The following is a 13,402-nucleotide window of genomic DNA, read 5'->3' as shown; positions in this document are numbered from 1 at the left end:
TTTTTATTGATAAAATTCAATATTTTGTACATCCTGTTTCATGAGGTTTTATATGACACAACAGGCATGTATCATTTCACAATTTGGTTTAGCCTTTCCTAATCAAGTTTTATTTCAAAATTTAAATTTTAGCCTTTATCCGCATCAAGCCAGCGCCTTGATTGGTCAAAATGGTCAAGGCAAGTCCTTGCTCATGCAGCTTTTACAGGGTGTTCAATCGGATAGTTTTCAGATTAGTGGGCAGATTACATGGAATTTGCCGTATGCATATTTACCTCAGTTCTATCGCCTACCCACTGAAAATATTGCTCAAGCCCTAGGGGTTGAACATTTACATCAAGCTTTTCAACGTATTGAACAGGGTCAAGGCGACTTAGAGGATTATGAACGTGTTGAAGATGCTTGGCATTTACCCAGTAAATGGCACAATCTGCTCAGTCAGGCAAATTTACCTACTGACTTCAGTTTTCCAACTGAAAAGCTAAGTGAAGGTCAAAAAACACGCTTGGCACTTTGTGCACTTTTTCAGAAGAAAGATCATTATCTTTTGCTAGATGAACCTAGCAATCATCTTGATCAAGCGGGACGTTTGTGGCTGCAACAGTCTATTTTAAAGCATCCTGCGGGTGTCTTAGTGATTAGTCATGATCGTGATTTATTAGAACATATGCAGCATATTTATGCTTTAAATGTACATGGTATTCAGCATATTCATGGGAATTATCAGGTTTACGAGCAGCATATAAGTGTACAAACGAAAGCATTAGATCAATCTGTACAACAGCAAAAGCAACAACTTAAACAGTTGAAACAACAGCAACAGCAAAGTTTGATGAAAGCACAAAAACGTCAACATCAAGGGCAACGTTTACGTGAAAACACCTCACAAGCTAAAATTTTATTGGATTTTAAAAAGGAACAATCAGGACAAAGTTTTGCGAAACTCAAAGAGCAGCAAAATCGACAAGTTTTAGCTGCTGAACAGGAATTGAGGGATGCTAGAAGTCAACAAGTATATGTAAAAAATCAACAATTAGAGTTTATTTCCACACCACACAAAACAGGAGAACTGCTTCGTTTTACTGATTTTACTTTACCATTTGGCACGCAATCAGCTATTCATTTTGCACTTCATGCAGGTGAAAAGCTACATTTATTTGGTCAAAATGGCGTTGGCAAATCGACTTTACTCAATATGATTTACCAGCAGAACTTTATAAATGATTGCAATGTATTTATAACAGGACATGCTGTTTATTTAGATCAAAACTTTAGTTTTTTAAATCCTAAATGCAACGCGGTTGAGAATTTAACAGCGTTTAATGCAAGCTACTCTGATACAGAATGGCGTAATTTACTGGGACAACTGCGCCTACGTGGTGACAAAGCGACTCTAGCTGTTGAAAAGTTAAGTGGCGGTGAAAAACTAAAAATTGCGTTACTAGCATTAAGTCAATCTGAACAAGCAGTTGATTTATTGTTATTGGATGAACCTGAAAATCATTTAGATCTCGATTCACGTGAGTTATTGGCGAATGCAATTACTAATTTCACAGGAGCTGTCATTCTAGTTTCGCATGACCAAACATTTGTAGATCAATGTGGTATTACACAGCGATATGAACTGATTTGATATTTAAAATCATCAATTCGCAATTTTTTCAGCCAAGATTGGAATAAATATATTTTAGTCTTGGCTTTTAAATAGATATTTACTATAACGGAACGGATTTGTTTGTTTTTTTCATGTGTATTTCAATCACTGATGCTAAACGGTCTGAACAACAATCTAGCGTGAGCGTAACTAGCCAATTAAGCATAAAAAATCAGTACCATCGAAATAGTACTGATCTTGTTAAATATAGAACTTTTTAACTTAAAAATGAATGACTGTACGAATCGATTTACCTTCATGCATCAAGTCGAAAGCTTCATTAATGTCTTGTAAACCCATAGTATGCGTCACAAAAGGCTCAAGTTGAATTTCACCTTTCATTGCCTCTTCAACCATACCAGGCAATTGACTACGTCCTTTTACACCACCAAACGCTGTTCCCATCCATTTGCGTCCAGTAACCAATTGAAATGGACGTGTGGAAATTTCTTGTCCAGCCCCTGCAACCCCAATAATCACAGATTGTCCCCAACCACGATGTGCACATTCCAATGCTGAGCGCATCACATTGGTATTGCCAATACATTCAAAGGAATGATCTACGCCCCAACCTGTCATTTCAACAATGACTTGTTGAATTGGCTTGTCATAATCTTTTGGATTTAAGAAATCAGTTGCACCAAACTCTTCCGCCAGTTTGAATTTGTCGGGATTGGTATCTACCACAATAATGCGTCCTGCTTTGGCTTGACGTGCACCTTGTACCACAGCAAGCCCAATACCGCCTAAACCAAATACTGCGACGCTGTCACCCTCTTGTACTTTGGCAGTATTGTGTACCGCACCAATTCCTGTAGTCACACCACAACCCAACAGACATACTTGTTCAGGATTGGCTTCAGGATTAATTTTTGCCAAAGAGACCTCAGCAACAACAGTATATTCACTAAAAGTTGAACAGCCCATATAATGATAAATCGGCTCACCATTGTACGAAAAACGTGTTGTACCATCTGGCATCACACCTTTACCTTGTGTAGCACGCACCGCAGTACATAAATTAGTTTTTCCTGACTTACAGAATAAACATTCCCCACATTCTGCTGTATACAATGGAATCACATGATCACCGACAGCAACAGAGGTGACACCCTCACCGACTTGTACCACGATCCCTGCACCTTCGTGACCGAGAACCGCTGGAAAAACACCTTCAGGATCATCACCCGAAAGCGTAAACGCGTCCGTATGACATACGCCTGTATGGGTAATTTTTACCAAAACTTCACCTTTTTGTGGAGGAGCGACATCGATTTCCACAATTTCCAAAGGTTTTCCTGGCGCAAAAGCCACCGCTGCACGTGATTTCATACACGATCATCCTTTACTGAATCAATTCTTTAACAGATTCGCTACAGTAACCTTTTTTGCTTTAATGATTCAACCAATAAGTAGTGTTATGATTTATTAAAATTGACAATTTCGTCCATAAGAATGAAACATGTTCCCTCTTTAATTGCTCTAAGTTTAAGTTTTAGCTTTTTATCTGGATGCAGTTTGCCTATGAATGACTCTAAAAATGAAGCACCCACTCCAGTCCATAGCCAATATTGGTTAACTGATCAAAATGCTGAACATAAATTACAACAAGGTTTAACTGCTTATTTGGCAATGAGTGAGGCTTTTCAAAGTATTGCAGCACGTATTCATCTGATTCGACAAGCCAAATATAATTTAGACTTACAATATTATATTTGGGCAGATGATTTTATTGGTAACTTAATGCTGCATGAACTGCTCAAAGCAGCCGATCGTGGTGTTAAGGTTCGTTTATTGATCGATGATCAAAATGGTACAAAAATCGACAACCAACTCAAAGCCTTAAGCACCCATCCAAATATTCAAATCAGGCTTTATAATCCCTATAAATTTCGAAATTTAAGATTTTTAGACTACATCTTCCGCTTACAACAAATTAACCATCGTATGCATAATAAATTAATCATTGCGGATGGTATTATTGCCGTCACAGGTGGACGCAATATCAGTAGTGAATATTTTGATGCCAGTGAATCATTTCAATTTACCGATATGGATGTGTTATTTTTTGGTACAGCAGTACAACATGCCAATCAAGTTTTCTCGGATTTTTGGAATCATGATTTAAGTTATCCTAACCAACAGTTTATCCCGACAGGAAAACAAAAAGATTTAGAAAAATTAAGACTTAACTATAAAAAGCTTGAACAAAAAGAAAATCCTACAGATATGAAACTCGATGCAGAACAAAAAGAGCTGGCAAATGAGCTTAAACAAAATCATGTCAATTGGGCGCATGCACACTTTCTTGCAGATTCACCTAAAAAAACTCTTGGGCAAGCCTCAGAATCAGAACTTATTTCCTATCAAATTCGACAACATTTGGGAGAACCCAAACAAGAAATGGATTTGATTTCCGCTTACTTTGTACCCACCCAGACAGGAACACAGTATCTGAGCCAATTTCCAAAACAAGGGGTTGATGTACGGGTTTTAACCAACTCTTTTGTAGCCAATGATGTTGCTTTAGTCCATGCTTTTTACCAAAAATATCGGGTAGATTTATTAAAAAGTGGGATAAAACTTTATGAGTTTAAGCCGTATATCGAACGAAAACGACGGACATGGTATGAGGTCTTAACTGGAAACGTTATTCCTAAAAAAGGTAAAGACAAATCAAGTTTACATGCGAAGTTTATTAATATTGATAATAAAGTCTTTATTGGTTCATTTAACCTAGATCCACGTTCTTTTAACCTGAATACTGAGGTGGGTTTGGTGGTTGAATCAAATCAATTACAAGAACAAATCTCTTCATTACTCGACTCATCCTTGTTAAAAGTGGCTTATGAATTAAAGCTCGACTCACAAGGTGAACTGATTTGGTACGATCATCAACCTGATGGAACAGTCAAAAAATATAACCAAGAACCTGAAACAACTCAATTTCAACGTGGCGTGATGCATACTGTGTCTTATTTACCGATCGAGTGGATGATGTAGGTTTATACTATTCTATTCAAGTTGTGAATATTGTAAGTCAATCAGACTTGTCTTTAAAATGTCTATTTTTAATCATCTCAAACTGTTGCTTTGTAAAAATAACTTGCTCTATCTGAGTCATAGCTAATTTTAAATCTTCAAAAGACACTTGTTGATTAGCATTGCTCATATCTGTGTGGTCTCGTAAATGACAGGTTAATTTTTTAATTGTGTATGCGTTAATATTTATACTGTGCGCAATATTTAAAAAAGTACGCCTTAAATCATGGTAGGTAAACGCTATTCCACTTAATTTGCTAATTTTATATCTTGCTTTACTTCGATTAGTAACATGCCCTTCGCCTTGTCTTGCTTGAAAAACATAAGGCTTATCGCCTGAGCGTTCAAATCTGGCGTGTATAATATGCTTTAAGATAGGTCCCATAGGAAGAACCATCGCATTAGCATTGTTAGAATCTATAGCAGTAAGTGTTCCAGTTTTAAAATCAATATTTTTCCATTGCAAACTTTCTACGTCTTTATGTCGCAAACCTGTTAAAAGTAAAATCAGTAAAAAATCCTGATTGGTATAAGCATTATGATTATAATAGTTTTGTCCTACCCACTGCGTTGATAATACTCTATCAATCCAATGGGATAACTGCTCATTAGCAATATATCTTTCCTTTTTATTGAACATATTCCAAAGATTTTTAGCACTCAAAATATTTACAGGATTTGAAATATTTAAAGTACTTCTACCATCGCTATCCACATAATATTCTATTGCAAAATTAAACACAGCACGTAATAAACGCATAGATAAATTTGCACCTGCTTTAGAGTTTAGAGTTAATTCAGCATGTTTTTCTTGAACCATTGGAGCTGTGATATTAATGAGTTGCATATTTTTCCATTCCAGTAAATACGCCTCTACACACCGTCTATAATCTTTTAATGTCTTTTCTGAAAGTTGCCTGTGTTTTATGTAGATATTGTAGGCGGTTACTAATGTAGGTTGCTGGTTAGGTATAGGATAATATTTTTGTTTAGATTTTTTATTCTTCTGCTTTTGCTTGTTTGGATTTATACCCGACGCCATTTGTGCAAGGACTATTTTAGCTTTTTCTCGTGCTTGTTCTAAAGTTAATTCGGTATGCTTTCCTAACACAACACGAACAGAAGATTTCCCATCACCAATTCGCCTTTCTACAACATAAACCTTAGATGCTGTTACACGCAAAGCAAAACCAATCAACTCTGCATCCCGATAAAAAACCTGCTTATTTGGAGATAAGGCTGCAGAATCAACAAATGTTTTTGTGAGCTTTGTTTTTTGATTTGACATCGTATAGAATGCTGAGCGTTAGCAATAATATACAATCCAGTATAGCAATTTATTTACCGCCTACACAGCGCCTACAAAAAATAATATTGCAATTAAAAAAGTTATTGTGTATGATGCGATTCAAGTTAAAGATGTTGATATATATAGCTTTTAACTTTATAGGGCCTGTAGCTCAGTTGGTTAGAGCAGCGGACTCATAATCCGTTGGTCCCCAGTTCAAGTCTGGGCGGGCCCACCAAATAAAACAACCACTTAGGTGTATTAATCCTCAGTGATTTTTTCATTTGCTTAGATGTACACAATGTGTAAGTATCAGAAATTAAGAAAAATCAAACAACGGTACTACTATTACTTATTACTCAAAATTTAATCTTAAATTTGCTAAGTCCATTTTTAAATATCATGACAAACTTTTAAAAGCTCACTAGAATTTTCCCCTCTGTCATATTTCTAGCTCAACATTAAACCTATAAATATCGAAAATATATAAATTAAATTTATTGTACTTTCAAAGCTTCACGGCATTTAAGTGGTGAATAAAAATATAAGTAGCATATTTTTTTAAACACCACCCTATCTCTCAATGATAAGCAATAATTTTACGAATTTTAATAAAGAAAAGAGCTACTGAATTATGATAAATTTCTAATAAATCAGCAGAAACCCTAATCGTTATACCAATCATGAATAATTCTAGCAATTTATTTAGGTTTTCTTATTTAATTTACAACTAGTTAGCTTCATTTTGATACATGAGCACATTGTTAATATAGTAAAGTCCCTTTGTACATTGCTAAAAAGAATGAAACTTATACTAGATAAGTTCTTTAGAATTGTTTTAAAAAACTCGCCATCAACTTCGATGCCCAAGAACGTGCCTGTACTCCCTCATAAAAGCCACAATGACTGCCTTTCTTCGTTGTAACGACAACAATATTCGGCATAGTCTCAATTTTAGCTTTGTGTGGTTCTAAATTCTTAATTGCACAGACTGGATCATCCTCTGCATTCAGCACCATCAGTGGAATTTTCACATTTTCAAACACATACATAGGATTTATGGCTTGATCATAGCTTTCATAATCACTAAAACCCGCCATTTCAAAATATTGAAATTGAAACTCTTGTAAAGTTTTCGTTTTAAGCACAGTTTGTACGGATTCAGTCTGCTGCCATGTTTGCTGATACGGTTGAATAAAGGCTTTAAATAACTTCTTGGTCATTAACTTGCTATAAAATGGATGTACATTTTCAAAGCCATCTTTGGTGTTATAACCAGGGCATAAAGCAAAAGCTGCTTTAAATGGTGTATCTAAACCTTGGTCACCTAAGTAACGCACCAACAAACCAGTACCAGCTGATGAACCTACTGCATACAAGTCTGATTGAGGAAATTGACCTTGAATATGCAAAATTTGTTCTTTTAAATCAGAAACTGAACCAAATAATGACATTTGTGGTACAGGCATTGGTAAGCCTGCATGACCACGACGTAGACATAACGCAACCCGCCAACCCGTATACTCATATAAGTCTTTAACCAATTCACGCATGCTTTCAGGCGAACCAGTAATAGTATGCATAATGACAATAATCGGTGTGTTTTTTGGTAAATGATCACCATACCAAGCGATCGCTGTTACACCACCATCTTGCATAGTCAATTGTTCAATACGATCATACTCAAGATGAATACGTTTCTTCTGAATAATATCAAAATAGGCTAAATGAATATGCGGATTACTCAACCAAGGTGTAGGTCGATATTTTTCTTGTAGTAAAGGAATATTATTCAGCACCTTGACCATGTCACCTTGCCGATGGAAATAAAGCTTTGGTACTTCCGCACCTGTCACTTGATCTAGTACAGATTGTGAAAGTTGGTTAACTTTATTCAAAATAGACATAATATTTCCTAAAACATTGATACAACAGAAGAACAGCAGGAATCCGCATTCCTACTGTTTTGAAACAAAATAAGTACAATCTAGCTTACTTTAAGCAGGCTGATATTTTGCGAAACGCTCACCCATTTGCACAGCTAAAGCCTGTAAACCACTTAAAGGACGAATCATGACTTCAAACTCAACGATTTGACCTTGTTCATTAAAGCGAATCATATCAATACCTTTCAGTTGTTTTTCAGACACCTCGGCTGAAAACTCAAGCACGACATTCTGTTCATCATCGCTATAAAACTCGCGGTGATAGATGAAATTTTCAAAAACTTGAATCACATTGGTCAAAATAAAAAATACGACTTGCTTGCCTTCATAAGGCTTAAATGCAACAGGTGAACGAAACACAACATCATCAGCAAGTAATTCATTCAAAATACTCATGTCACGTGTTTCAAGCATATTGTGCCATTTTTGAATGGCGGGTTTTGTATTTGGGTAGTTCATTTTAATGTCCTTATTGAATCAGAATATTCACACTAAGATTAACGCAATGTAAGCTCCTTCTCCCTCTGGGAGAAGGTTGGGATGAGGGGAAATGAAATTCAAAAGCACCTCACCCTAACCCTCTCCTAAAATGAGAGGGAACATCCATTAAATTATTTAATATGAGAATATAATTAATTTTTAAATCACCATTGCCAATTCAGCACCCTGACGAATCGCACGTTTTGCATCTAATTCACCTGCTTCTTTCGCACCACCGATCAAATGTACTGATTTTCCATCTGCTTGAAGTTGATCAAACATCGCAGTGTAAGATTCTTGTCCTGCACAAATCACCACATTGTCCACATCTAATATCATGGCTTTATCACCCACAGTAATATGTAGACCTTGATCATCAATTCTTTCGTAACTTGCACCTGCAATCATATTGACATGACGATGTTTTAATCCAGCACGATGAATCCAACCTGTAGTTTTTCCTAAACCTGCACCTACCGAATTGGTTTTACGTTGTAATAAGTAAATTTCACGTGGTGATGGTTCAATTATAGGTTGTTTAAGTCCACCGACATGTTCATAAGAGGTATCAATTCCCCATTCATCATAGAATTTATCAGGATTTAAGCTACCACTTTCACCTTCGTGAGATAGATACTCTGCCGTATCAAATCCAATACCCCCCGCACCAATAATGGCAACTTTTTTGCCAACTGGCTTACGGTCACGCAATACTTCAATGTAACTTAATACTTTAGGATGATTAATTCCTTCAATATTTAACTGACGTGGAGTAACCCCTGTTGCTACCACGATTTCATCAAACTGTTCAGCGCTAAGTTCTTCATAGGTCGCGGTATGATTCAGCACAAGCTTAATATTGGGTTGTAATTCAATTTTACGTTTGAAATAACGCAAAGTTTCATAGAATTCTTCTTTGCCTGGAATGGTTTTGGCAATATTAAACTGACCACCAATCTGATTGGATGCTTCAAAAATGGTAACTTTATGCCCACGATCAGCAGCGTACGTTGCAAAACTCAAACCTGCTGGACCTGCACCAATGACTGCTATGTTTTTAAGGGTTGCTGTATCTTTAAAAATGAGTTCAGTTTCATAACATGCACGTGGGTTGACCAAACACGTTGCAATTTTCATCGAGAAAATATGATCTAAACACGCTTGGTTACAACCGATACAAGTATTGATTTCATCTGCGCGACCTTGTTCCGCCTTAGCAACAAAGTGCGAATCTGCAAGCATTGGACGTGCCATCGACACCATGTCTGCATCACCTTGTGCCAATACACTTTCTGCCATCTCTGGGGTATTGATACGGTTTGAAGTGATTAAAGGCACTTTGACTGAGCCTTTTAATTTCTTCGTTACCCAGGTAAATGCAGCACGAGGAACTTTGGTTGCAATCGTTGGAATACGGGCTTCATGCCAACCAATCCCTGTATTAATAATGGTTGCACCTGCTTTTTCAATTTCTTGAGCAAGTTGAATCACTTCTTCTAAAGTTGAGCCACCCTCGACCAAATCAAGCATAGATAAACGATAGATAATAATGAAGTTTTCACCTACTGCTTCACGGGTGCGGCGCACAATTTCAATCGGAAATTTAATACGATTTTCATAGCTTCCACCCCATTCATCATCACGATGATTGGTACGTGCAGCGATAAACTCATTGATCAGGTAACCTTCTGACCCCATGATTTCCACGCCATCATAACCAGCCACTTGTGACATTTTTGCACAGTTAGCAAAATCGGCAATGGTCTGCTGTACTTCAGCAGACGTTAAAGCATGTGGCTTAGTTGGGTTGATGGGCGCTTGAATGGCTGAGGGTGCAACATTTTCAGGCTGATAAGAATAACGTCCTGTATGTAAAATCTGTAATGCAATTTTCCCACCTGCATCATGCACGGCTTGGGTAATGACTTTATGCTTTGCTGCCTCTTCCAAAGTATCGAGTTTAGAGCCACCAAAGAAAGTTACACCATGATCATTCGGTGAAATTCCGCCTGTTACAATTAAGCCGACACCACCTGCCGCACGCTCTGCATAAAATGCAGCCATACGCTCATAGCCCCCCTCAACCTCTTCTAAACCAACATGCATTGACCCCATCAAGACACGGTTTTTTAATGTGGTAAAGCCTAAATCTAAAGGCGCAAGTAAATGCGGATAATTAGACATGTGAACTCCTTGGCTTGCTTTCGCTGGCTAATATTTTTAGTCTACTTTATGAAATCTTTAATGCAACAAGTTGCATAATAGATTTATTTATAATGGAGATTTGCATTTTATGCAACATGTTGCATAATGATTTTACATCCATTTTATTTGCGAAATATGACCAAATGTCTTTAGCCCATGTTTTATTGACGAGTTTAATCGAAAAACCGAGCACTGGTTTTGAACTCGCTCGTCGTTTTGATCGCTCTATGGGTTTCTTTTGGAATGCAACGCATCAACAAATTTATCGTGAACTGAATGCGATGCAAAAAAAAGGTTGGATTTCCACGCTTGAGGATCAAGCAGATACAGGGCGTAAAAAAACCTATCAAGTTGAGCAACTTGGACGTATTGAGTTAACTGATTGGTTAGTTAAGCAAGGTCAACCAGCACAGCTACGTGAAGAGTTAATGGTGCGCCTAAGAGTCGAAGCACAATTTGGTGGAAATACTGTTTTACCAGAGTTACAGCGTCATTTAGAATTACACCGTGACAACTTAAAGCTTTATCAACAAATTTTTGCCAAAGATTTTGCCCATGCAGATCCCCAAGATCGAACTTTGTTTATTCATAAAATGATTTTACAATTAGGCATAGATTTAGAACGTGGTTGGATTGATTGGTTAGAACAACTCATTCCAACTTTACAGCAATTTGAATGCAATACACAAAAATAAAGGAAATGCCATGCCTCATTATACAATGCCAGATGGTGAACAACTTTTTGTCCGAGAAATTGGCAAAGGTGAACCTGTTTTAATTTTATCTGGTTTAGGAATGCAGAGCTGGCAATGGCTGCCTTTTATTTTTACTAATCTTAAAAACTATAAATTTATCATTCCTGACTGGCGAGGTTTTGGGGGTTCACGCACCTGCAAAATTCCACAAGATTTGGATGCTATTCACAACCATTGGCGTGACGTTGATAGCCTCATTCAACAAATGCGTTTGGATCAATTTATGCTCATTAGTTACTCAATGGGCGCAACTACCGCCATGCATGGCATGCAATATGGAAACTTGGCAACAAAGTTAAAAGCGTATTTGCATATTGACCAAACCCCTAAAATTCCAACGGATGATGCTTGGCAGTTTGGTTTATTTGGGAAAAAGCATCTTAAATTTAAACGCTTTCTCAAAGACTATTCGGACTTTTTGCATCAATACCAAGATTATCGTTTTGTGGATGAGCTTCCACCTGAGCCGAGAACTGAACTGGTACAAATGTGGATTAATTTCATTAAAATTCAAGGTAGTAACAAGCTTAGTCCGTTTATTTTTAATTTGGCGCTGAAACGACCACAATTACAAAAACATCTTTTACCGATCAGACGTTTAGACTATATGACATGGTATATCGATAACTATTTAAATCACGATGAGGACTATCGTGCTGCAATTACCCAACTCAACTGTCCAACAACATTCTTTATTGGTGAACAATCTACTTTATATCCTGCTGAAGGACAAAAACGTATTGCCAATCAATTATCAAACGCACAAAGCATTATTTTTGAACGTTCTGGGCATACACCTTTAATCACTGAACCTGTGAAATTTGGTAAAGAAATTTCTGCTTTTTTAGTTAGACATGCGCAGTTAAAACAATCAGCTTAAAAATAGATTGATCACAATTTTTCCATAAACAACATAGCTATCTTTCTTTATGTTGTTTATGGAAGTTGTTCTTTTTATTTAGTTTTTAAATCTCAGTTAAATCAACCCAATAACAATGAAAAACTACTGTCCACAAGGCTTATATGCTTAAAGAGCATCATTAATTTTATTTGAATAAGACAGCATTATTTAAACCTGTTAAGCGTGATAATAAACCATCCGTTTTTTTGAAAAACGATCTAATTGATTCAAAAATCCTTCAAAATAACTTTTCTGTTTTTCTTCAATACGATAGCCTGCATATAAAGTACGCCGCAAACCATTTTCAGCGACACAATCTAAACGTCGTGACGTCACCCAACCTTTTTGTTCATACTCATTCACAACCCAATCAGGTAATGCCGCAATTCCCCGACCACTTGCGACCAACTGAATCAGCATTTGAGTTAAATCTGTCGTGCGAATTTGTTTTGGTTGAATGTTTGCAGGAAGAAAAAGCTTCGACATAATGTCTAAACGATGTTTATCTACAGGATAAGTGATCAGCGTTTCTTCTGCCAACTCTTGTACAGTAATATGCGTTGCACGCACCAAGGCATGTGTATTTGACAAGACTAAACGAGATTCATATTCAAAAATTGGAAAATATTCTATGCCTTTTAAAGCAATAGGATCTGCGGTAATCAACAAATCAAACTCACCAATTTGTAATAATTCATGTGGATTTGCCTCAAAACCAGAAGCAAAATCTAAGTCAACATCAGGATATTGTGAGCGATATTGATTTAACAAAGGCATGAGCCAATCAAAACAACTATGACATTCAGAGGAAAAAATGATTCTTCCTGTTTGCCCGTGCACGATACGAGTAATATCAGTCTGTGTAATTTGAATCTGCGGCAAAATATCATCTGCAAGTTTAAGTAAACGCTCTCCAACATTCGAGAAAGTCACAGGTCGACTACGACGATTAACCACTTCAACCCCATACCAATTATCCAACTCTTTCAGTTGATGGGAAATTGCTGATGGCGTTAAACATAAGTCATTTGCTGCAGCAACCAGTGAACCATGCTCACGTAAAGCGGTTAAAGTTTTGAGATGACGAATTTCAAGCATGGATACATCCAGTAGAATAATATAGTTTAGGCA

General features: G+C 36.8%; 10 protein-coding genes, 1 tRNA gene and 1 pseudogene. 5 read left to right on the top strand and 7 right to left on the bottom strand.

Annotated elements, in window-relative coordinates:
• Positions 1-52: 52 nt before the first annotated feature.
• Entirely contained in the window at positions 53-1,633 is a 1,581-nt protein-coding gene (locus DJ533_RS09785; protein ID WP_065993932.1) for an ATP-binding cassette domain-containing protein, read from the top strand.
• Between the two features lie 243 nt (positions 1,634-1,876).
• Here the strand turns inward: DJ533_RS09785 and DJ533_RS09780 are convergent, their stop codons facing one another.
• Complete coding sequence (locus DJ533_RS09780; RefSeq protein ID WP_065993933.1) at positions 1,877-2,986, bottom strand: S-(hydroxymethyl)glutathione dehydrogenase/class III alcohol dehydrogenase; 1,110 nt, start codon at positions 2,984-2,986, stop codon at positions 1,877-1,879.
• Between the two features lie 192 nt (positions 2,987-3,178).
• Between DJ533_RS09780 and DJ533_RS09775 the strand changes: the two genes are divergently transcribed.
• Entirely contained in the window at positions 3,179-4,657 is a 1,479-nt protein-coding gene (locus DJ533_RS09775) for a phospholipase D family protein (RefSeq protein WP_065993934.1), read from the top strand.
• Positions 4,658-4,694: 37 nt separating this feature from the next.
• Here the strand turns inward: DJ533_RS09775 and DJ533_RS09770 are convergent, their stop codons facing one another.
• Positions 4,695-5,984: an integrase family protein gene (locus tag DJ533_RS09770; protein WP_065993935.1), complete on the bottom strand. Its 1,290-nt coding sequence runs from the start codon at positions 5,982-5,984 to the stop codon at positions 4,695-4,697.
• 161 nt (positions 5,985-6,145) lie between these two features.
• On the opposite strand from DJ533_RS09770, the gene DJ533_RS09765 reads away from it, so the two are divergent.
• Positions 6,146-6,222, top strand: a tRNA-Ile gene (locus DJ533_RS09765).
• A 345-nt stretch (positions 6,223-6,567) separates the two neighbouring features.
• Here DJ533_RS09765 and DJ533_RS09760 read toward each other — a convergent pair.
• The 4 genes and pseudogenes from DJ533_RS09760 to DJ533_RS09745 form a co-directional block, all read right to left on the bottom strand.
• Positions 6,568-6,734 (bottom strand): annotated as a pseudogene (locus DJ533_RS09760) (IS1595 family transposase); the annotation flags it as partial.
• Positions 6,735-6,811: 77 nt separating this feature from the next.
• Complete coding sequence (locus DJ533_RS09755) at positions 6,812-7,891, bottom strand: YheT family hydrolase (RefSeq protein ID WP_065993936.1); 1,080 nt, start codon at positions 7,889-7,891, stop codon at positions 6,812-6,814.
• A 90-nt stretch (positions 7,892-7,981) separates the two neighbouring features.
• On the bottom strand, positions 7,982-8,389 hold the full coding sequence (locus DJ533_RS09750) for a nuclear transport factor 2 family protein (protein ID WP_065993937.1): 408 nt from the start codon (positions 8,387-8,389) through the stop codon (positions 7,982-7,984).
• Between the two features lie 180 nt (positions 8,390-8,569).
• Complete coding sequence (locus tag DJ533_RS09745) at positions 8,570-10,594, bottom strand: NADPH-dependent 2,4-dienoyl-CoA reductase (RefSeq protein ID WP_065993938.1); 2,025 nt, start codon at positions 10,592-10,594, stop codon at positions 8,570-8,572.
• Between the two features lie 164 nt (positions 10,595-10,758).
• On the opposite strand from DJ533_RS09745, the gene DJ533_RS09740 reads away from it, so the two are divergent.
• On the top strand, positions 10,759-11,310 hold the full coding sequence (locus DJ533_RS09740) for a PadR family transcriptional regulator (protein WP_065993991.1): 552 nt from the start codon (positions 10,759-10,761) through the stop codon (positions 11,308-11,310).
• 10 nt (positions 11,311-11,320) lie between these two features.
• A complete protein-coding gene (locus DJ533_RS09735; protein ID WP_065993939.1) occupies positions 11,321-12,250 on the top strand; it encodes an alpha/beta fold hydrolase in 930 nt (309 codons plus the stop codon).
• Between the two features lie 198 nt (positions 12,251-12,448).
• Here the strand turns inward: DJ533_RS09735 and DJ533_RS09730 are convergent, their stop codons facing one another.
• A complete protein-coding gene (locus DJ533_RS09730) occupies positions 12,449-13,369 on the bottom strand; it encodes a LysR family transcriptional regulator (protein WP_065993940.1) in 921 nt (306 codons plus the stop codon).
• Between the last annotated feature and the right edge of the window lie 33 nt (positions 13,370-13,402).

Origin of the sequence: Acinetobacter defluvii (genome assembly GCF_001704615.3) — a bacterium.
GTDB lineage: Bacteria > Pseudomonadota > Gammaproteobacteria > Pseudomonadales > Moraxellaceae > Acinetobacter > Acinetobacter defluvii.
This window is presented reverse-complemented; position numbering and strand designations above follow the sequence as displayed.